The 20,044-nt window shown below is 53.1% G+C and carries 17 protein-coding genes; 4 read left to right on the forward strand and 13 right to left on the reverse strand.

Annotated elements, in window-relative coordinates; genetic code table 11:
- Nucleotides 1-113 precede the first annotated feature (113 nt).
- Nucleotides 114-1,853, forward strand: coding sequence for an AMP-dependent synthetase/ligase (locus tag NATSA_RS12175; RefSeq protein WP_210512877.1), 1,740 nt, complete (start codon nucleotides 114-116; stop codon nucleotides 1,851-1,853).
- 151 nt (nucleotides 1,854-2,004) lie between these two features.
- Here the strand turns inward: NATSA_RS12175 and NATSA_RS12180 are convergent, their stop codons facing one another.
- Nucleotides 2,005-3,768, reverse strand: a complete 1,764-nt coding sequence (locus tag NATSA_RS12180; protein ID WP_210512878.1) for an AMP-binding protein — start codon at nucleotides 3,766-3,768, stop codon at nucleotides 2,005-2,007.
- Between the two features lie 174 nt (nucleotides 3,769-3,942).
- Here NATSA_RS12180 and hemG point away from each other — a divergent pair, with 174 nt between their 5' ends.
- Together hemG and NATSA_RS12190 are read left to right on the forward strand one after the other, a co-directional pair.
- Complete coding sequence (gene hemG, locus NATSA_RS12185) at nucleotides 3,943-5,388, forward strand: protoporphyrinogen oxidase (protein ID WP_210512879.1); 1,446 nt, start codon at nucleotides 3,943-3,945, stop codon at nucleotides 5,386-5,388.
- A 3-nt stretch (nucleotides 5,389-5,391) separates the two neighbouring features.
- Nucleotides 5,392-6,219 carry an SDR family oxidoreductase gene (locus NATSA_RS12190; protein ID WP_210512880.1) on the forward strand — a complete coding sequence of 276 codons (828 nt, stop codon included), beginning with the start codon at nucleotides 5,392-5,394 and terminating at the stop codon, nucleotides 6,217-6,219.
- Here NATSA_RS12190 and NATSA_RS12195 read toward each other — a convergent pair.
- Nucleotides 6,212-7,477, reverse strand: a complete 1,266-nt coding sequence (locus NATSA_RS12195) for an MFS transporter (RefSeq protein WP_210512881.1) — start codon at nucleotides 7,475-7,477, stop codon at nucleotides 6,212-6,214. The genes NATSA_RS12190 and NATSA_RS12195 overlap by 8 nt on opposite strands.
- A complete protein-coding gene (gene hemL / locus NATSA_RS12200; RefSeq protein ID WP_210512882.1) occupies nucleotides 7,474-8,781 on the reverse strand; it encodes a glutamate-1-semialdehyde 2,1-aminomutase in 1,308 nt (435 codons plus the stop codon). Before hemL ends, NATSA_RS12195 begins: the two co-directional genes overlap by 4 nt.
- Nucleotides 8,782-9,068: 287 nt before the next feature.
- On the opposite strand from hemL, the gene NATSA_RS12205 reads away from it, so the two are divergent.
- Nucleotides 9,069-9,452, forward strand: a complete 384-nt coding sequence (locus NATSA_RS12205; protein ID WP_210512883.1) for a copper-binding protein — start codon at nucleotides 9,069-9,071, stop codon at nucleotides 9,450-9,452.
- Between the two features lie 210 nt (nucleotides 9,453-9,662).
- Here NATSA_RS12205 and NATSA_RS12210 read toward each other — a convergent pair whose 3' ends face one another.
- The 10 genes from NATSA_RS12210 to NATSA_RS12255 form a co-directional block, all read right to left on the reverse strand.
- Nucleotides 9,663-9,944 carry an RNA recognition motif domain-containing protein gene (locus NATSA_RS12210; RefSeq protein ID WP_210512884.1) on the reverse strand — a complete coding sequence of 94 codons (282 nt, stop codon included), beginning with the start codon at nucleotides 9,942-9,944 and terminating at the stop codon, nucleotides 9,663-9,665.
- Between the two features lie 153 nt (nucleotides 9,945-10,097).
- Nucleotides 10,098-11,114, reverse strand: coding sequence for a porphobilinogen synthase (gene hemB / locus NATSA_RS12215; protein WP_210512885.1), 1,017 nt, complete (start codon nucleotides 11,112-11,114; stop codon nucleotides 10,098-10,100).
- 170 nt (nucleotides 11,115-11,284) lie between these two features.
- Nucleotides 11,285-12,190 carry an oxygen-dependent coproporphyrinogen oxidase gene (gene hemF, locus NATSA_RS12220; RefSeq protein ID WP_419539890.1) on the reverse strand — a complete coding sequence of 302 codons (906 nt, stop codon included), beginning with the start codon at nucleotides 12,188-12,190 and terminating at the stop codon, nucleotides 11,285-11,287.
- 11 nt (nucleotides 12,191-12,201) lie between these two features.
- Nucleotides 12,202-13,230 (reverse strand): uroporphyrinogen decarboxylase, encoded by a 1,029-nt coding sequence (gene hemE, locus NATSA_RS12225; protein WP_210512887.1) that lies wholly within the window; start codon nucleotides 13,228-13,230, stop codon nucleotides 12,202-12,204.
- 5 nt (nucleotides 13,231-13,235) lie between these two features.
- On the reverse strand, nucleotides 13,236-14,069 hold the full coding sequence (locus NATSA_RS12230) for a uroporphyrinogen-III synthase (RefSeq protein WP_210512888.1): 834 nt from the start codon (nucleotides 14,067-14,069) through the stop codon (nucleotides 13,236-13,238).
- 51 nt (nucleotides 14,070-14,120) lie between these two features.
- A complete protein-coding gene (gene hemC, locus NATSA_RS12235; protein WP_210512889.1) occupies nucleotides 14,121-15,107 on the reverse strand; it encodes a hydroxymethylbilane synthase in 987 nt (328 codons plus the stop codon).
- Entirely contained in the window at nucleotides 15,097-16,368 is a 1,272-nt protein-coding gene (hemA, locus tag NATSA_RS12240; RefSeq protein ID WP_210512890.1) for a glutamyl-tRNA reductase, read from the reverse strand. The genes hemC and hemA overlap by 11 nt, the downstream gene beginning before the upstream one ends.
- A gap of 25 nt (nucleotides 16,369-16,393) precedes the next feature.
- The gene (gene hemH, locus NATSA_RS12245; protein ID WP_210512891.1) at nucleotides 16,394-17,527 is read right to left on the reverse strand and encodes a ferrochelatase; all 1,134 of its coding nucleotides are present in this window, start codon (nucleotides 17,525-17,527) and stop codon (nucleotides 16,394-16,396) included.
- Nucleotides 17,528-17,743: 216 nt separating this feature from the next.
- Entirely contained in the window at nucleotides 17,744-19,207 is a 1,464-nt protein-coding gene (locus tag NATSA_RS12250) for a sensor histidine kinase (RefSeq protein ID WP_210512892.1), read from the reverse strand.
- Nucleotides 19,207-19,908, reverse strand: coding sequence for a response regulator transcription factor (locus NATSA_RS12255; RefSeq protein ID WP_210512893.1), 702 nt, complete (start codon nucleotides 19,906-19,908; stop codon nucleotides 19,207-19,209). The genes NATSA_RS12250 and NATSA_RS12255 overlap by 1 nt, the downstream gene beginning before the upstream one ends.
- Between the last annotated feature and the right edge of the window lie 136 nt (nucleotides 19,909-20,044).

Raw genomic sequence — 20,044 nt, forward strand, 5'->3', positions numbered from 1 at the left:
CGCATCAGCCGGTCAGGATTCTGCTTTCAAATATTCGGTTGAAATGATACTTTTGAGTTGTGGGGAAGCCCTCGGCAGCCATTATATTTACCGTCATTTCAACTGCTACTATTATGAATTCATCGATATCCTATTTTGAAACCAGGAACATCACTTCGATACAGGACATGCTGCTTCAGTCGGCGCAGCACTATTCCAAACGCCGTGCCCTGACGGATTTTAATCCGACGCCGATTTCTGAAGTCAGCTATGAAGAGCTGCTTCGCAATGTTCAGGTGTTCGGTACCGCCATGAAAAAGCTCGGACTCAAAGAGCGTTCGCATATTGCCGTTATTGGCGAAAACCGCGTACAGTGGTGCATCGCCTATCTTGCGGCGGTGTGTTACAACTATGTGGTGGTGCCCATAGACAAAAACCTCAGCAAGACCGAGGTGCTCAACATTGTACACGAATCTGACGCCGGCGCCATCGTCTTTTCCGGCGGGATGAGCTCCCACTTCGAAACCGCCCACAGTGCGCTGAAAAAAGTAAAGCACTACATCCACATGGATCTGGAACAGCAGCAGGGTGATTTCCTCTCCATGACGGCCATGATGAATGCGGTTCCACGGGATAAAGTTCAGGATATGCCGGGAATCGACCCTGAGGCGATGAGCATCATCGTATTTACTTCCGGATCCCTGGGCAGGGCCAAAGGCGTGATGCTGTCCCAGAAAAATATCGCGGCCAATCTGATGGGCATGGTGAAAATGGTCCGGCTCTATCCGGAAGACCGGTTCCTGTCTGTGCTGCCCATTCACCACACCTATGAGTGCACCTGCGGTTTTCTGTGTCCGCTGTACAAGGGTTCTGCGGTTTATTATGCGCGCTCACTCAAAACAGTGGTCGAGGATCTCCAGAAGAGCAAAGCCACCATCCTGCTTGGCGTTCCGCTTCTCTTTGAAAAAATGTACAAGAACATCCGCAAGGGAATTCAGGAAAAAGCGGCAACGCGAATGATGGTGCCCCCGATGGTAGGCATCGGAAAAACGCTGAAAAAACTGGGCTGGAAGGATGCGCCCAAAAAACTGTTCGGGTCGCTGCATCAGAAATTCGGCGGACATATCCGGCTTTTTATTGCAGGCGGGGCCGCTCCTGATCCGCAGATTGCGGCCGGACTCCGGCATCTGGGCTTTACATTTCTGCAGGGATACGGCCTCACCGAAACGGCTCCCATTCTGGCTCTTAACCGCATCGAAGCCTTCAAGGATGAAGCAGCGGGACTGCCTCTGCCGGGAGTCAACATCCGGATTCATGAGCCGGATGAAGAGGGGGTCGGTGAGGTGATTGCCAAAGGCGATAATGTCATGATCGGGTACTACAAGAATGACCAGGCCACCCGTGAAAGCTTCACCAGCGACGGCTGGTACCGCACCGGCGATCTCGGATTTGTTGATGATGACGGATTTCTCCACATCAGCGGCCGCAAAAAGAATGTGATCATTGCCGCCAATGGAAAAAATGTCTTCCCCGAAGAGCTGGAAGACTACCTTAACCGCAGTCCGCTCATTCAGGAATCCATGGTATACGGCGAGCCGCACAGCGGATACAATGAGCGCATTGCAGCTCAGGTCGTCGTGGATGGTGAGGCGCTGATCGCACGTGCCGAATCAAAGAAAAAGGAAATAACCAGGGACTGGATACAGAAAGTCATCCAGAAGGAAATCGACAAAGTGAACAAGCAGGTATCTGCCTACAAGCGGATCCAGAACGTGATCGTCCGCGAGGATGAATTTGCCAAAACCACCACTCAGAAAATCAAAAGGTACATGGTGGGCAAAGATCCGAGTCCGGTCAGCACCGAAGAGCACTGATGACAGCATGCGGAGCCACGAACAAGCAGTCAGGAGCCGGAACTGCGACCATGAGCCCCTGCACCTGACTTCAGCTAAAGATTACATCGTATGTAAACCCCGCAAGGGATAACTGATCCGTCACGGGCTTACTGCGCAATACAACACTTACTCAGTCATCACTGACATAGAGGTAGCGTTTTATCTTTTGCGTGGGTGTTTTCTCAAAAGGTTCGGCCTGTTCGTAGACCTCTGCAAGTTTTGCGAAAGATGCTACGCTGGCATTGGTTTCATTACGGATGTCAACCAGGAGTTTCTTGATGAAACTCCTGATTTCGGCCTGTGACAGTCCTTTTTCCTCAAACTCTTCATCGAGTTTCTCGTAATTCAGGTGGACCCTGGCGACGAGACGGTTGTTCTGCTTGTAGACTATCGACTCCAGCACATAATCGGACCGGTGCAGAACGGATTCGATGCCTTCGGGATAGATATTCTCGCCGCTGGGACCCAGAATCATGTTTTTGAGGCGTCCCCGGATGTAGAGATAGCCGTCCTTATCGAATGCTCCGAGATCTCCTGTTCGCAGCCATCCGTCTTCAGTTATCGTTTCTGCGGTAAGTTCGGGATCGTTGAAATAGCCTTTCATGACATTGGGTCCGCGCACCAGGATCTCACCATCATCCATCTTCTTTCGGGTAATGCTGGCCGCTGAATTCTCGCCATTTTCGGCACTGCCGTCATGGTTATTACGGTCATAATCAATGCGGACCTCAACTCCTGGCATCGGTTTTCCGACTGAGTAAAGCCGGGTTTCTCCCACATTGGCAGCGGCAGCCATGGGCGCGGTTTCCGTAAGACCGTATCCCACAGCGTAAGGGAAGCCGGCTTCTTCCATAAACTCTTCCACTTCGGGAGCGATGGATGCCCCGCCAATGGCAAAAATCCTGAGTGCACCGCCAAAGGTCTTCATCATTTTCCGTCCGGCCTTGCGGTGGATCATCTTTCGGATTGCAGGAATTTTGTATGCGGTGCGGATGGCCCGGTTCTTCTGAATTTCCGGCATGATCCGCCCCTTGTGCATTTTTTCAATGATCAGGGGAACCGACAGCATGACCGTGGGCCGGACCTGTTTGAGCGCAGGCAGGAGCACCGGAGCTGTCGGGGGCTTGCTCACGTAATATACCGCAGCTCCGATCATCATCGGCATTACCAGTCCCACCGTACATTCATACACATGCGGCAGCGGCAGAATCGACAGCAGCCGCTCGGTTTCATCGACCTGAACTACATTCTCAAGCGACATCGCATTGGATACGATGTTTCTGTGGGTGAGCACCACACCTTTGGAATGGCCGGTGGTCCCCGAGGTGTAGATTATGGATGCGGGTTCATCTTCTGCCACGTTGACCGACGAAATGCCGAATTTCTGCAATGCCATGTGCTTTATGCGACGCAGTTCCCGGCTTCCTTCAGCATAGAGCTTGCGAACACGGTCCTTGCTCCAGTCCGGCGACACAACAGACAGGTTGTCCGTCAGAATAACTGCATTCAGGCTTCGCAGATCAAACTCCTCAACCTTGTGGTACAGTTTTTCGGATACAAACAAGGCACAGGCACCGGAATGGCGTATGATGTGATGAATTTCCGAGGGATGAAAATCGTTGAGAATGGGTACGGCGACAGCCTTGAGCGATGTAATTCCGAAGTAGGCGACAGGCCAGTTCGGACTGTTTTCGCTCAGAATAGCCACGCGGTCACCCGCTTCAACTCCGCTTTCACGAAGATAGGAGGCAACTCTGGATACTTTTTCTCCCATCTCCTTGTATGTTGTCGGTTTTTCACCTGCATAGCCCAGGGCCGGCCGGTCCGGAAAATTTGTAATCGTCCGTTTCAGTAGTGACGGCAATGTTTTTTCTTGAAGCGGTTTGAGTTTCATACGAATATGTGTTTTCAAAAAGTCAACAAAGTCAACTATGTTCAGTAATAATACAGGTGTTTGCAAGTCCGGTTGTTTCGAGCAAAAATAACCAAATATCCGGCATCCCCGAAAAAAACCTGTCAAGTTTTGAAAAATGGCTTACCTTCGACGCATAACAACTTTTTTTAACCTATGGCCCGAATTGGAATCATCGGCGCAGGGATCAGCGGACTGACCCTCGCTTTTTTACTGCAGAATAAAGGACATTCCGTCACGGTTTTTGAACGGTCCGTGCAGCCCGGCGGCGCTCTGAGAACTACCCGGACTGCTGACGGATGGAGCGCCGAATGGGGGCCGAACACCATTATTGAATCATCCGGCAGGATCAAATCGCTGATTTCCATGCTGGACCTTGAAGACCGCCGCGTCTATCCGGATGATCTTGCGAAAAAAAGGTATATCGTCAGAAACGGCAGAATGATTGCCGTTCCGGGCTCACTGGCGGAGCTCATCCGCACGCCATTGCTGAGCCGGTCCGCCAAGATGCGCATTCTTCGCGAACCGTTCCGCGGCCGCGGCAACAGCACGGATGAAACACTGGCGGATTTTGTCCGGCGACGTCTGGGTGAAGAGTTTTTGAAATGGCCCATTGACGCGCTTGTCGGGGGTATTTATGCCGGAAATCCGGAGCTGCTCTCGCTTCGGCACGCTTTTCCGCGGCTTGCACTGCTCGAAGAACAGCACGGCTCGCTGATATGGGGCCAGCTGAGGGGCGGCATCAGGCAACCGGCCGGATCGGATGAGATACCACGCAACAAAGCAGCCATTTTTTCTTTCGATGATGGCCTGCAGGTTCTTCCGGAAGCTATAACCCGTAAGCTTGGCGATGCTGTTGTTACGAATGTATGGCCTACGGAGATCAGCACCCCGGAAATCAGTACCACGGATATCAGAAACCCGGCGAACACATCCGACGGGCGGTCGGCCCGATGGCAATTATCCTTCCGGGAAAATCACAAAAAGGGGGCGGATCTCACAACCCGGTCGTTTGATGTCCTGATCTACTCCGGAACGGCATATGGTCTCAACGATATCAAACTTCCGGACTCCCTTTCAAAAGAAATCCGGGCGGTGACAGAAATTCCGCATCCGCCTGTAACCTCGCTCACACTTGGCTTCCGGCGTGATGATGTTGCACATCCGCTGGATGGTTTCGGAGTGCTAGTACCCGGCGTGGAGGGATTTTCCGTCCTCGGCACACTGTTCACCTCATCCCTGTTTCCCGACCGTGCTCCCGACTCCGGACATGTCACCCTGACGACATATCTGGGCGGCACACGTCAGCCCGAAATTGCCGGAAAGGATGAAGATGAACAGGAGCAGCTGGTTACCGGTGCACTTGACCGCTTGCTTGGACTTCGGGGAAAACCGCGTTTTCGTCACAGGGTGCACTGGCCCAAAGCCATCCCGCAATTTCAGACCGGACACCAGCAGTTTCTCGACCGCATAAACCGCGCGGAGAGTGAGCATCCCGGATTTTACATGTCGGGCAATTATCGCACCGGCATTTCCGTCGGCGATACCATCAACGCCGCTTTTGATCTTGCAGACCGAATCCATCATAAACACCAGGATTAATCCATGACTCATCACAGAATAAGTATATTAGGATGCGGCTGGCTGGGCTTTCCGCTGGCGCAACAGCTTGTTGCAAATAACCATTTTGTGCGGGGCAGCACTACCACAAAGGAAAAAATCCCGCTGCTTGAGGAGTCGGGTATCGAACCCTATTTCCTGACGCTTGATCCGCGCCTGAGCGGTGACGATATCACCTCTTTTTTCGATGTGGACACGGTTGTGCTGAACATTCCGCCGCCACGGGTTGACAACCGCGTCGCTGTCTTGCAGCAGCAGGCCAATGAGCTGATCTCCTATCTGAATGCCTCACCTGTAAAACGCGTGATCATGGTCAGCTCTACCGGCGTCTATGGATTCAAAAACCAGGATGCCGATGAAAATGACGCGCATCCGGCTGAAACGGAAAACGGCAAGGGACTGGTTGCAATGGAGCGGATGCTGATGCAGGGCCTGAACGCGATAGTTGCCATAGTACGCATGGCGGGGCTGATCGGGCCGGACCGCCATCCCGGCCGCTTCATGGCAGGCAAGGAAGTAGAGGGCAATGGCGAAGAGCCTGTAAACCTGATTCATCAGGATGATGCCATCGGTGTCGTCGGCGCCCTGATCCGGCAACCGGAAATTTCCGGCGTATTCAATGCCTGCGCCCGGGAGCATCCCACCCGACGGGAAGTTTATGTAAACGCGGCTGAAAGCCTGGGTTATGAGCCGCCGGTATTTCGCGATTCGTCACCCCGACCGTGGAAACGGATCATCAGCAAAAAAATCCGCGAAACAACCGGCTACAGCTTTGCATATGACGATCCGGCATCTCCGGATTTATTCAGGTAGCAGGTTTTCTCCGGTACAGTTTCCAGCCAATCCAGATTGTGATGCACAAAGCCAGCGCTGTGGCAAAAAACGGGAGAAACACAAGCACTCCGAAGAGAAAACCGCCCCATGTCGGACCGATAGCCCGTCCCAGCCCTGAAAGTCCCTGGGCCAGGCCCATCATGGCCCCGTAACTTTCTGTTCCGGCCTCCTTTGAGATCAGACTGTTTATTGTCGGTAGGTTGAGGCTGTGTCCCAGCGCCATAACTCCAAGAAAAACCGTCAGCATGGAGACGGATTGCGACAGAGCGATGGCAGCAAAGCCCAGTGTCATCAGAATATTTCCGGTAAAAAACAGGCCGGTTTCTGAGAACCAGCGGCTCAGCGGCCGGATCAGCCCGCCCTGGACAACAACAGCAATGACACCGATGTAAAAGAACTGCATGCCGACCTCTTCGGGCCGCATATCGAGGATTTCTTCGGCAAACAGAGGAAATGCGCTGTAGAGACTGGCCTGGCCGAATGAAAGAAGAAATGCGGCTCCGAGTAAAAACAGAATGGGTCCGCCGGTGGCTTTTTGCTGCGCCGAGAGCTTTCGCCAGAATTCAGGCATGAAGACGCTCGGGCGTGATGCTGTTTCAGAGGCGGGTTTTTCACCGGGTGCAGAGCGCTCGACGGTTTCCGGCAGAAAAAACATTACGAGCAGAAAACTGCAGAATGAAAGAAATGCCGCAAAAAATCCGGGCAGGCCGAAACGCCGGACTTCCATCCATTCCGCAAATCCTGTCATGCCGGTTGCCGCAACCCACTCCTGCAGTGACGGGTGGATGAGTCCGGATGCCAGAGCGGGCCCCAGAACAAAGCCGATGCCGAAGGCGGCTCCGATGAGTCCCATTCCTTTGGCGCGGTCTTTATCTGTGGTGACATCGGCAATGTAAGCCTGGGCGGTTGCGATGTTTCCGCCCATGACACCGGCGACAAGCCGGGACAAAAACAGCACAAAAAGCGATTCGGCAAAACCGAACATGATGTAAGCCGCCACCGCCCCGGCAGTGCTCAGCAGCATGATGGGACGCCGGCCGATCCGGTCGGACAAGCTGCCCCAGATGGGTGAAAACACCAGCTGCGCCACGGAGTAAATACTGTAAAGCAGGCCGATGACAACCGGTGTTGCCGCAAACTCCCGTGCATAAAACGGAAGCAACGGCAATACCAGGCCAAAACCGATCAGGTCAATCAGTACGACCAGAAATACCGTGGCGAGTGAGCCTTTTTTCAACGGGTCTCACCGGTTTTGTTCATGGATGCCAGCGCCTTGTCAGCAGCATCGATGGTTCGCTGAATCACCGCATCGTCGTGCTTGTGGGAGACAAACCAGGCCTCAAAAGCCGACGGCGGAAGGTAAACGCCTTCTGCAAGCATGCTGTGGAAGAACCGGGAGAAAAATTTCGTGTCGGTTCGGCTGACATCGGCAAAGCTTTCTACCGGACCTTCGCAGAAAAAGAAGCCGAGCATGGATCCCACGCGGTTGTTTGCCACGGTGATGCCGTGTTTTTCAAAGACCTCAAGCATTCCGTTTTCCAGCTTTGCCGATTGCGCTTCGAGGTCGTCGTAGATATGCGGATTCTTTTTGAGCTCACCAAGGAGGGCAAGTCCGGCGCTCATGGCCACGGGATTGCCCGAAAGCGTCCCGGCCTGATAGACCGGGCCATTGGGCGAAACCACGCTCATCACCTCGTCGCTTCCGCCAAAAGCCCCCACCGGCATTCCGGCTCCAATCACCTTGCCGAAAGCCATCAGGTCGGGCTGCACGCCGTAACGCTCCGTCGCACCGCCCGGTGCCACGCGGAAACCGCACATCACTTCGTCGAAAATGAGCAGTACCCCGTGTTCATCGCACAACTTGCGCAGTCCTTCCAGAAAACCTTTTTTGGGAGGCACACAGCCCATATTGCCGGCAACGGGTTCCAGAATAATAGCTGCCACCTCATCCCGGTTCTCTTCCAGAAGCTTTCTGACACTGTCGATGCTGTTGTAATCAGCTGTCAGCGTATCCTTTGCGGTACCGGCGGTTACACCGGGACTGCTGGGCTGTCCAAGAGTCAGCGCACCGCTGCCGGCCTTGATGAGAAATGCATCACCGTGTCCATGGTAGCATCCTTCAAACTTGATCACCTTGTCACGGCCGGTATATCCGCGAGCCACGCGGATGGTGCTCATGGTGGCTTCGGTTCCGGAATTGGTCATGCGGATTTTATCCAGTCCCGGCACCAGGCTGCACACAAGTTCGGCCATCCGGTTTTCAATAACGGTGGGTGTTCCGAATGAAGTGGAACCCAGTGCGGCATTCCGGACCGCCTCAACCACCGCCGGGAAGGCGTGCCCGAGGATCATCGGTCCCCATGAACCAATGTAGTCGATGAGTTCATTGCCATCCTCATCATACATGAAAGCACCTTCGGCTTTTTTCATGAAAAGGGGTGTTCCGCCCACTCCCTTGAATGCTCTTGCAGGTGAATTCACGCCGCCCGGGATAAATTTTCCGGCCTCTTCAAAATATTTCTGACTGTTGGGATATGGCATAATAATTGGATGGATTTATTTAAAAAGTATGTCCGTTTAATGAAGCCCAAGGATACGAAAAATATTGAATAAAATGGAGCACTTACAGCCCGGACAGGAGACAACACGAATATGACTTTTTCCGTTTGCGGAGTCTGCGCTGACTGTTGCCATTCTGTGGGGGAATAGGATTTTTAGATGAATGGCAGGTCAGGTTTCGTTGTTCAGAATGCAATGTCACACATTTCATTTCCCGAAATGTATTTTCAATTGATAACAGGATTATTAATCAAACAACAGCCGGAAATATGCAACGACTGACAACGGTAACCGGCAGCATACTGATACTGATGCTGCTTCTGCTTTCATGCAACGACAATGATGCGGCTCTGCCGGATGACGAGATTCATCAGGATGACATCTATGAAGTAAAAGGGCGGTATCTGAGTACCGATATGCGCGGGGAATCCATTTCGGTGGTACATGAAGAAATCCCGGATGTGATGAATGCGATGCGGATGAGCTTGCGGATTTCTGATCCGTCTGATGCCGAAGAGCTAGAAACCGGCGATGTCATCCGGTTTGAGATGGTCCGTACAGAGTCGGGCTGGTTTGCGCGGGAGATTGAGGTGCTTCCGCCTGACACCGAACTGGATCTTCCTGATGACCTGCATGGAGTCGGGGTGGAATAACTGCAATGGACTCCCGGATGATGATTGTTCTGATGGCCTGATGGCTGGCAAAAAATAACGGCCTGATCCTTGATAAATCCTTGCCTGATGGCAGTTAAAACCTGATCTGATAAGTAAAGCTTGCTCTGATGAATAAAGCCCTGCCTGAAGGATAAAGCCCTGCCTGAAGGGTAAAAAAACCCGGCTGATTGCTCAGCCGGGTTTTGAATTCTAATAGCGGTTGTTGCCGCGGAACCCGTTGTTTTCTTTTCGGGGGCGCGCCTTGTTGACAACAAGGGCACGGCTCATGAATTCGGCCTCGTGCAAATCGTCGATGGCACTTTCTGCCTCATCATTGCTGTCCATATCCACAAAACCGAAACCGCGTGAGCGTCCGGTCTCACGGTCAGTGATAATCTTTGCGGAACTCACATCGCCGTACTCGGCAAAAAGGTCCAGGAGTTGATCTTCATCTGTTTTAAAGCTGAGATTGCCAACATAAATCGTCGTCATAGTAATCAATTAATTTTATTTAAGGGTTATGTAACTTGGCAATTTCAACGGAACAAATCTGAAGAACTACGGAAAATAATCAACATTATCTATTCTACTCTGAACGGCCAATCCGCTTAAATTACGAAAATTATAAACCAGTAACTAAAAATATTATTTCTGGCTTTCACGAAGCAGCCTGACCGCCTTTTCTGCCCAGTACGTTGCAATCACATCGGCGCCCGCACGCTTGCAGGCCAGCAGGCTTTCCAGCATGGCGGCCTCCTCATCGAGCCATCCCTTTTCGGCAGCTGCTTTAATCATGGCATACTCGCCGCTCACATTGTAAACCGCTACCGGCACGCGAACCGACTCCCGCACTGCTCTGACCACATCAAGATACGGCAGACCCGGCTTTACCATAACCATATCGGCCCCTTCGCCTTCATCCATACGGGCTTCCCGGACCGCCTCCCGGACATTGGCCGGATCCATCTGGTATGTTTTTTTGTCACCGAATCCCGGGGCAGATTCAAGCGCATCACGGAACGGACCATAAAAGCCGGAGGCATACTTGGCACTGTAGGCCAGAATGCCGGTATCCGGAAACCCGTTGGCTTCCAGGGCCAGGCGAATCTCACCGATCCGTCCGTCCATCATGTCCGATGGTGCCACGTAATCGGCACCGGCCCGGGCGTGGCTGACCGACATCCGCGCGAGCACATCAACCGTTTCGTCATTCACTATCCGGCCGTCACGTACAACACCGTCATGCCCGTAGCTGGAATAGGGGTCCAGAGCCACATCCGTCATAACAGTAAGTCCGGGTACGGCCTCTTTGATGCGTTTTACCGCCATCTGCATCAGCCCGTTTTCATTCAGCGCCTCCGTACCCTCATTGTCCTTTTTGGCATCCGGTACCATGACGAACAACAAAATGGCGGTGATTCCAAGCTCATGCCAGGATGCCGCCTGATGAACCGCAAGATCCAGTGACAGCCGGTGATAATCGGGCATGGAGCTTATCGGCTCTTTCACTTCGGCACCTTCGGTTATGAACATGGGTGCGATGAAGTCGGATGCGGACAACCGGTGCTCGGCAAGCATGGTGCGCCGGCTTTGCTGATAACGGTTTCTCCGGCCTCTGGAAAGGGGAAATCCGGACGGAAAATGATTCTCTGTCGGTGTCATATCTGGTTGCCTGGTCGGTTTTGAAAGCTTATTGGTTAGACGGTTGATTCGTAGGAACGCCTGACGGATATACGCTTTATGGATTTATGATTTATGGAAGCTTTGCGGATGTACTGCGGGACGGACCGGTGGATGCGGGTCGTCCGGTCATACTGCGCCGCAACGCCGTATCAGACCCAGTCGCGGGGCTTTCTGAGTACCTCTGTCGTTTCGGCTTCCCGGCTTCCCGGTTCGGGGGTGACATTGTAATCCCACCGGACCCTGGGCGGCAGGCTCATCAGAATGGACTCGGTCCGGCCGCCGGTTTTAATCCCGAAAAGGGTACCGCGGTCATGAATCAGGTTGAATTCCACATACCGGCCGCGCCGGAGCTCCTGGAAATAGCGCTCGGGCTCTCCCCAGGGGGTTTCCCTTCGCCGTTCAATGATGGGAAGGTAGGATGACAGGAAGGCATCGCCGCATGCCCTGGTCATTTCATGCCAGAACGCAAGATTCTGCGATTTTTCTGATCTGAGATAATCAAAAAAAATTCCGCCGATGCCCCGCACTTCTCCGCGGTGTTCATTGTAGAAATACCGGTCGCAGGCCTTTTTGAACCGCGGATAGAGATCAGGATGAAACCGGTCACAAGTAGTTTTATAGGACTGATGAAAGTGGCGTGCATCTTCTTCGAAGATATAGTAGGGGGTCAGATCCGCACCACCGCCAAACCAGGAATCCACCGCTTCGCCGCCTTCCTTCTCATACAGCTCGAAAAAACGGAAATTGGCATGCACGGTCGGGACCATCGGACTTTCCGGATGCAGCACAAGTGACAATCCGCAGGCATAAAACTGTCCCTGGTCCACATCAAATCGTTTGCGGATCAGTTCCGGAAGTTCGCCGTGAACCGTGGAAATGTTGACACCTCCTTTTTCAAACAATCCGCCCTTTTCAATCACGCGTGACCTTCCGCCGCCACCGCCCTCCCGTGTCCAGAGATCCTCACGAAAACGGGCTTTGCCGTCAGCAGATTCGAGGGAGGTGCAAATCCGGTCCTGTGCTGAATGGATCCAGCTGGTGAAGGATTCTTTGATGTTCATGGAGGTCAGGAGGTTTCGTAGGATTTCACGGCATCCACAAAAGCGCGGGCATGGTCAACCGGTATGTTCGGCAGTATGCCGTGACCAAGATTGACGATATAGCGGTCTTTGCCGAAACGGTCGATCATCCGCTTCACCTGGTTCCGGATCACAGGAACGGGTGAGAGCAGCCGGCTCGGGTCATAATTCCCCTGGAGGGTCGCCTCGCGCCGGGTGGCTTTCCGCGCATATTCCGGACTCACAGTCCAGTCTATGGAAATGGCTGCGGCACTGGTGCGCCAGGCCAGCCGTTCAAGGGCGTACCACGCTCCTTTGGCAAAAAGGACTACCGGGGCGCCTTTCACCTCTTCGGTAATGCGCTTGAGGTGCGGCATGCAAAACAGGTTGAAATCATCGGGTCCGAGCAATCCGGCCCAGCTGTCAAAAACCTGAACGGCATGCACGCCGGCCTCAATCTGGGCGTTCAGGTAATCGATGATCACATCAGCCAGGACAGAGAGTAAATGATCGGCAGCTTCGGGGTGCTCATAGCAGAACGCTTTGGCAGCAGCAAAGTCTTTGGAACCGCGACCTTCGATCATATAACAGAGAAGCGTCCAGGGAGCGCCGGAAAACCCGATCAGCGGAACACGTCCGTTCAGGCGTTCATTGGTTGCCCGTATGCCCTGCATGACATACTGCAGCTTTTCCAGCGCATCGGCTTTTGTGACTGCCAGCGCCTGTTCTTTTGATGTGATGGGGTTGTCCAGAACAGGCCCGACCCCCGGCTTCATTTCGATATGCCATCCGAGGGCACGCGGGATTACAAGAATATCCGAGAATAAAATTGCCGCATCGGGACCGATTTCATCGATGGGCAGGCAGGTGATTTCGGCTACAAGTTCCGGTGTTTCGCAGCGCGTGAAAAAGTCGTATTTCTTCTGAAGCTCCAGATAGGAAGGGAGGTAGCGGCCGGCCTGGCGCATCATCCAGACAGGCGGGCGGGGCACAGACTGCCCTGCAAGTGCTTTAAGATACAAAGTGTTTTCAATCATAATCTTTATAATACGAGTTTTATCATCTCGCTAAAAGCTGCTTCCGGGGCAACGAGCGGCTCTCTTCCGGTTTCCTCCCGCACAGCTCTGGCCGTTGTTTCGCCGACAGCAACGGGCTTCCAGTCACCATCGGGCAGCCCGTAAAGCCTGCGGAACCCCGATACCCCGTTGGGACTGAAAAACAGGATGGCGTCGGCTGACTCGCGGACAGGTTCGGGATCAGTAACGGGATATCCCTGATAGACCTCCAGTTCCGTCAGGATGATGCCGTTTTCATGGCAGACATCGCGCAACTCATGGCGGCGGTTGACCGAACAGAAGTGCACGGCATTCCGGATGTTATCACGGACGAGCATCCGGGCCAGGTCATGCCCGTTGTGCTTTTCTGACATCCGGATGTTCCGGGCGCCGAAAAGCCTTCTCGCCTCCTGCTCTGTTTTATTGCCCACCACATAGAACCGCGGCAGTGGAATATCCGCATTCCCGCCATCTTCGGCTGCATCGTCCTTCGTGGAAGCATCCTGCGATATGCCGGGGTATCTGCCCGATTCGACCAGTTTTTTCCAAATACGCCACCACCCTTCTGCGCCGCGCCGGCTGGTAAAAACCCAGACCCGCTGCAGCGGATTTCTTATGACGGGAGTGATGTTGGATTCCGGCGGAGTGATCCATCGGTAATTCCATGCCGGGTAATACACCAGCCGGACATTCTTGTCCCTGACAGCCTCTTGATCTCCCGGAGAGGGCGGCCGTGTAGAAATGACCGTCTTTTTTCCTGTCTCTTCTGGTTTTTCCTGTGATACCACAACCGTCACCTGCTCAGTTAGTAATATTTCCAATACGTTTTGAATAGTTATCCGGATGCCCTGCAACCACCTGCTATTATAACATCACAACGCACCCGGCGAATTCCTGCCTTCCCGCAAATCCCGTATCAGTGTGTCCGCCCCGCGCCCGAGCGCCTCATCAGCCGCCCTCCTGCCAAGGTCCCCCGCTTTTTCCCGATCCTCACTCATCTCAAAAGCAATCAGCCCCGATCCGTCAGGATACACCGTGTTCACTTTCAGATGCACCTTTCTGCCGCGGATCTCCGCAAATGCTCCCACCGGCGCGCTGCATCCGCCCTCAAGTGTGTGCAGCACATCCCGTTCGATGCCGGTGCAAAGAGACGTATCCGGATCATCAACCGGCAAAACCGCATCCTTTATCCGCTCATCTTCCGACCGGACCATCACCGCCATCGCTCCCTGGGCCGGCGCGGGCAGCATCCAGTCGATCTTCCAGGCAATGTGGTGCTGCAGCCCCAGTCTTTTGAGTCCGGCGGCCGCAAAAATGGCCCCGTCCCAGTCACTTTCGGCAACTTTTCGCAGCCGGGTCTGAATGTTGCCACGGATATCCCTCACCCGGAAATTCGGGTAACGGGCCAGCCACTGGCCGATCCGCCTGTTGCTGCTGCTGGCAACAACTCCCCGGTATTCCGGATCATCGGGAAACGAAGGCCGGTTATTTCCGCTTTTCTGCCTGCAGGCAGCGCCCCCGGAGGCACTTTCGCGGGATACAAACACATCCGAAACATCCTCGCGCCGGCTGACAGCCCCCACCTTCAGCCCGTCCGGCATGCGAGTGGGAATATCCTTGAAGGAATGCACAGCCAGATCAATCCCGCCGCTGAGCAGGGCATCGTCAAGCGCCTTGGTGAAAACCCCTTTCCCGCCCATCAGCGGCAGCGGGGTGTCAAGAACCCGGTCGCCCTCGGTTTTGATATAGTGCAGTTCTGCAGGCCAGCCGTTTTCCAGCAGAATCTCCCGGACGTACCTTGCCTGCCAGGTCGCGAGAATACTGTCTCTTGTACCTATGCGAAGCGGCTCAGTTGTCAAGGTCAGACTCCGGCTCCAGTTTGAACATGGAGTTTACAAGGCGGGTGATTTCCTCAGGGGCTTCGTGATTGTCCTTCAGATGGTCGATGGAGTGCGCCATGATTTTGTTCACAATACGGCGGGTCAGATGCTCGACATCTCCAAGGGAGGAATCAGGCAGTTTTGCCCGGAATTTTTCGATCTCCCGGCTGCGGATATCATGGAGCTTGTCATTCAGCGCGCGTATGGTGGGTACCACCTTCTGCTCTGAAAGCCAGATCCGGAAATTTGCGATCTCTTCATCGATGATCGCTTCTACTTTGGGGATGTTGCGTTCCCGGCGACGGTATGCCTCGTCGGTGGTGTCGTTGAGCCGGTCCATATTCACCAGTTCGATATTGGGATGCTGCTCTGCGGCCGGATCAATATTGCGGGGAACGGACAAGTCCAGCATCACAACTTTTTTATCGGTTCCCTCAAGATCAGTAAGCTGCTCGGGTCCGATGACCGGCTTGTCGGCTCCGGTTGCTACAATGACGAGATCAGCTTTCCCCATTTCGATGTTGATCTCCTCGAGTCCGGCAACCGGAAGCTGAAAGCGATCTCCGAGGTTTTCTGCCCGTTCTCGGCTGCGGTTGAGCAGGGTTACATTGCGGGCACCCATCGATATAAGATTCTTGCAGGTGATTTTCCCGATTTTTCCGGTTCCGACCAGAAGTATGTTTTTGTCCTTGAGTGACTTGAGCCTCTTTTGGGCAAACTGAACGGCGGCATAGGCCGTTGTTGCGGCTCCGCTGGCCAGATCCGTTTCGGTTCGTGACCGTTTGTGCGTTCTGAGGACAAACTGCATCAGCCGGTGGAGCATGGCATCGGCCATACCCAGGGAGTGCGTATATTCGTAGGCCTCTTTTACCTGCTTGACAATCTGCAGGTCACCTAATATCTGGGCATCCAGTCCGACGGTCACCCGCAGCAGGTGGCGGACCGACTCTTCGCCTTCTTTTAAGAAGCCGTACTGATCAAACTCCTCCCTGCTGCCATCACTGTGTTTGACGAGCAGTTCGACCAGTATCCCGGGCGTGTTATTCCGGGCAAATATTTCTGTGCGGTTGCAGGTGGAAACAATGATCACATCCCTCAGTCCGAGAACACGGGCATCCTCCAGAAACGCCTCTTTCTGTTCCCCGGAAAGGCTGAACCTCTCCCTGAGAGCAACGTCGGCTTTCCAGTGATTGATTCCGATTGCGGAAAATTCAGTGATCTGCGGAGTAATTTCGTTCATTCCGTTCTAAAATAGTATATATCCTTCACGAAACCGATAATGATTGCCTGGTTTTTTCGGGCTGCTCCGAAGTGCCCGTAATATGCTGGATTTTTTTTGAAATTTCATCCTGCAAAGCTGCCAAAAAATCAGGATGATCGTTCAGTCCCTTGCTCACCACAAGTTTATCGACGTGCTTGTTTTGTTCTTCCAGTTCTTCACGCAATTCGATATCGAGCTCATGTGCTGTTTCGATGTGGTCGGTCACGAATGCAACGGGGATGAGTATCATATGTTTTATGCCGTAGTCAATCAGGCGGAACACCAGGTCTTCGGTGTTGGGCTGGGTCCATTTTGACGGTCCGACACGGGACTGATACCCCAGCCAGTGTGTTTCATGGTAATTGCGCATCTTCATGATGGCATCGACGGTTTCTTCGATATGCTGCGTGTAGGGGTCTCCTTTTTTCACCTCACTCAGAGGGGTTCCGTGCGCAGTAAATACCAGATGCACCTTGCTGCGCTCCTTTTCAGTGAAATCTTCCCGGAGACGCTCGTCGATGCGCTGATTGAGGGCCGACAGGTAGCTGGGATTCAGATGATACTGTCCCACAAGATACTCCTGCCAGCCGGGCTGCTTGCTGCCGGCCGGACGGCTGTTGCGGATGGTTTCCCAGTTGCGGAAACTGCTTCCGGTTGTTGTGTATGAAAACTGCGGATAGAGCGGCAGCAGGACCAGGTGCTCGATGTCATCATTCACGGCCTCCTCGAATACGTCGTAATCGAAGGGGACCCAGTACCTCATGGCGGTATACACCTTGACGAAGTGATCAGGCCAGCTGTTTTTGAGCATTTTTTCCAATTCGCGGCGCTGCAGCTCGGTCAGTGAATTAATCGGCGAGCAGCAATCGGACACCACCTTGTTTTGCCTGTTGGGACAATACTTGCTGCCCCGGCATCCTTCAGGACAAGCATTGATGTCACGATACTTTTCAGCTACTCCCTTGTAGCGGAATTTTGCAATTATCTTTGCAAGGCGGCTTTGAAAACGCCCGCCGCCGATGTTGATGATATCCTGATCTCCGAACAGGTTTTCAAGAAAACTTCTGACGGCCGGCTCTGAAGTCGGTCCGCCCAGGTTCAACAGTACAACACCAATTCTTTTTCCGCTTTTGCTCATTTACAGCTGCCTGCGATTATGTGATTTTTATTACAGCCGGCGTTTATCCCAAATGATTGCCGGACAATCATGTCCGAAATTATACAGGAATCCGGTTTCTGATAGTTTTTTGAGAACACGCTCCGTTTATAACGGATGTCCGGAGCTGCCCCCGGGTTTATCCGCATTTATGACAGACAGTAAAGATAAGAAAAACACGTAAAAAATACAGAATTCTTACCCTGTTGAGTGAACTGATTCGGACCCGGTATCCTGCGGGGTTTCCCGGTTCTTCATTTGCACACTTTCTGATGATTTCAGCACAAAAAAGAACCTGCTTCCTTTGCCCACTTCGCTTTCCAGCTGAATATCACTGTCATGAGCCTTCAGTATGCCCTTCACAACTGAGAGGCCGAGGCCGGTTCCGCCCTTGTCGCGTGAACGCGCCTTGTCGGTCCGGTAAAACCGGTCAAACAGCCGGCCCCAGTGCGCCTCGGGAATACCAATACCGGTATCGCTTACCGATACCTCCACGAGGCCATTGTTTCTGGAATATGTAACCGAAATGGTTCCTTCGTTTGTGAACTTGATGGCGTTGGATATCAGATTCTCCAGCACTTGCTCGATTTTTCCCGGATCGGCATAGACCATGCATGAATGGGTGTCATATTCAAGGGAAATACCCTTGCTCCTGGCCGAATACTGATACCAGTCGACAACATCCTGAACAATGTCGGCAAGATCGGCATGCCCGGGTATCACGAACTTTTCATCAGAATCGAAACGCTGAAGGGTCATCAAATCCTTGAACAGCCGGCCGATGCGCTCGGCCTGACTTCTCAGGTTCCGGACATACTTGCGGCGTTTTTCCTCATCGAGGCCGGGCAGTTCAAGCATTTCCAGCGATCCCATGATGGTATGGAGCGGATTGCGCACTTCATGGGTAATATCGGCAAAAAACTGCCGCTGTTTTTCATTAAGCGCCTGAAGCTGCTGGTAATCGGAGCGCAACTTTTGCGCCATTTCATTGACCGATGCAGCCAGGGTTCCGATTTCATCCGACCGGTTCATGCGGATGACATGTTCGGTATCACCCTTGGCGACACGTTCCACATCCCGGGTCAGACGGAACAGCGGCCTGGCCATGTAATGCGCAATGAGAATGCTGAATATCAGAATGAATAAAATGGAGAGCAGCAGGCCGATGTAAATAATCTGGCGTATATCGGCTATGGGCTGAAAAACCTGGGAGCGGGTCTGGTTGATAACAAAAAAACGGGCTTCATTGCGGCTGTTCGGGATGGTGGCGTAGACACGGATTCTTTCATCGTCCGGTTCGTTAATGGTTCGCAGCTGGTCATCCCCTTCCAGCAGGCGGCTCACTTCGCGGGGATGCAGGTGAAGATGGGGCGAACGTTCAGACCCCGCTGGATAGGCCGCAAGAATGGATCCGCCGGAATCATACAGGGCAATCTGGTAATCCGTAGCCCGGCCCACCCGCTCGAGCTCGTCCTGCAGACCCACACCGTCAGGCAGGAACTTGAGCGTGTGCATCATCCAGTAGCCGTCGTTTTCCATGTCGTCGACCGCCTGTTCCAGCATGTAAGCCCTGATGTAATAAAAGGCGTAGAGACTGCCGGCAGTCACGGTAATAACCAGAATGACGGTAAGCGCCCAGGCCAGTTTGGAACGGATGTTCATCAGGTGAGAGCAAGTTCTTTGTTCAGGCCGTACCCCATGCCACGGTATGTTTTTATCAGTTCACCGTCATCTCTGAGCTTGAGACGCAGGTTTTTGATATGGACATCCACCGTGCGGTCGAACACGTATTTTTCTTCGTCGGTGATGTATTCCAGAATCTCCTGGCGGGTGTACACCCGTTTGGGATTTTCAAAAAAGAGCTTCAGCAACTTGAATTCGGTGGTGGTGAGCTCGATTTTTTCGCCGTTTTGCCAGGCTTCCATACTGTCGGACGTGATGTAGACATTGCGGTAGGCCAGCCAGTTGCCTTTTTCCCTGGGACGCCTGCGCAGCATCGATTCCACATGCGCCTTTACCAGATTGAGACTGGCAGGCTTGGGAATGTAATCGTCCGCCCCCAGGTCAAGACCGGCGATTTCATCTTTTTCCTTATCCTTGGCAGTCAGAAAGATGACCGGCACATCACTTAATACCGGATGGCTCCGCAGATACTGGCAGATTTCGTAGCCGTCTTTTTCGGGAACCATGATATCCAGAATAGCCAGGTCGATAGACTGGGCATGCTCATCAATAAGCTTCAGGGCGCGATTGCCCTCCATGGCCAGCAGCACTTCGTATCCATGCATTTCGAGATAGTTTGAAAGCATGTCTGCCGGTTCGGCTTCGTCTTCGACAAGTAAAATGGTACGCTTGAAATTCAAAATCGGACGTTATTTTCCCCGGATTTGGCACCTGTGCCGGTGCCGTTTCCGGATTGATGTGATCAGATGGAAGTAAATCGAATATCCAGACTCATAAAATGTTGAAATATAAGAAAAAAACATAATTGCGTCTGCA

This window comes from Natronogracilivirga saccharolytica (assembly GCF_017921895.1).
In the GTDB taxonomy this organism is placed as follows: Bacteria; Bacteroidota; Rhodothermia; order Balneolales; family Natronogracilivirgulaceae; genus Natronogracilivirga; species Natronogracilivirga saccharolytica.

Excerpts from the sequence above, each read along its gene's own strand:
- NATSA_RS12175 (WP_210512877.1), top strand. The coding sequence starts at position 114 with ATGAATTCATCGATATCCTATTTTGAAACCAGGAACATCACTTCGATA.
- NATSA_RS12180 (WP_210512878.1), bottom strand. The coding sequence starts at position 3,768 with ATGAAACTCAAACCGCTTCAAGAAAAAACATTGCCGTCACTACTGAAA.
- hemG (WP_210512879.1), top strand. The coding sequence starts at position 3,943 with ATGGCCCGAATTGGAATCATCGGCGCAGGGATCAGCGGACTGACCCTC.
- NATSA_RS12190 (WP_210512880.1), top strand. The coding sequence starts at position 5,392 with ATGACTCATCACAGAATAAGTATATTAGGATGCGGCTGGCTGGGCTTT.
- hemL (WP_210512882.1), bottom strand. The coding sequence starts at position 8,781 with ATGCCATATCCCAACAGTCAGAAATATTTTGAAGAGGCCGGAAAATTT.
- NATSA_RS12205 (WP_210512883.1), top strand. The coding sequence starts at position 9,069 with ATGCAACGACTGACAACGGTAACCGGCAGCATACTGATACTGATGCTG.
- NATSA_RS12210 (WP_210512884.1), bottom strand. The coding sequence starts at position 9,944 with ATGACGACGATTTATGTTGGCAATCTCAGCTTTAAAACAGATGAAGAT.
- hemB (WP_210512885.1), bottom strand. The coding sequence starts at position 11,114 with ATGACACCGACAGAGAATCATTTTCCGTCCGGATTTCCCCTTTCCAGA.
- hemE (WP_210512887.1), bottom strand. The coding sequence starts at position 13,230 with ATGATTGAAAACACTTTGTATCTTAAAGCACTTGCAGGGCAGTCTGTG.
- hemA (WP_210512890.1), bottom strand. The coding sequence starts at position 16,368 with ATGAACGAAATTACTCCGCAGATCACTGAATTTTCCGCAATCGGAATC.
- hemH (WP_210512891.1), bottom strand. The coding sequence starts at position 17,527 with ATGAGCAAAAGCGGAAAAAGAATTGGTGTTGTACTGTTGAACCTGGGC.
- NATSA_RS12250 (WP_210512892.1), bottom strand. The coding sequence starts at position 19,207 with ATGAACATCCGTTCCAAACTGGCCTGGGCGCTTACCGTCATTCTGGTT.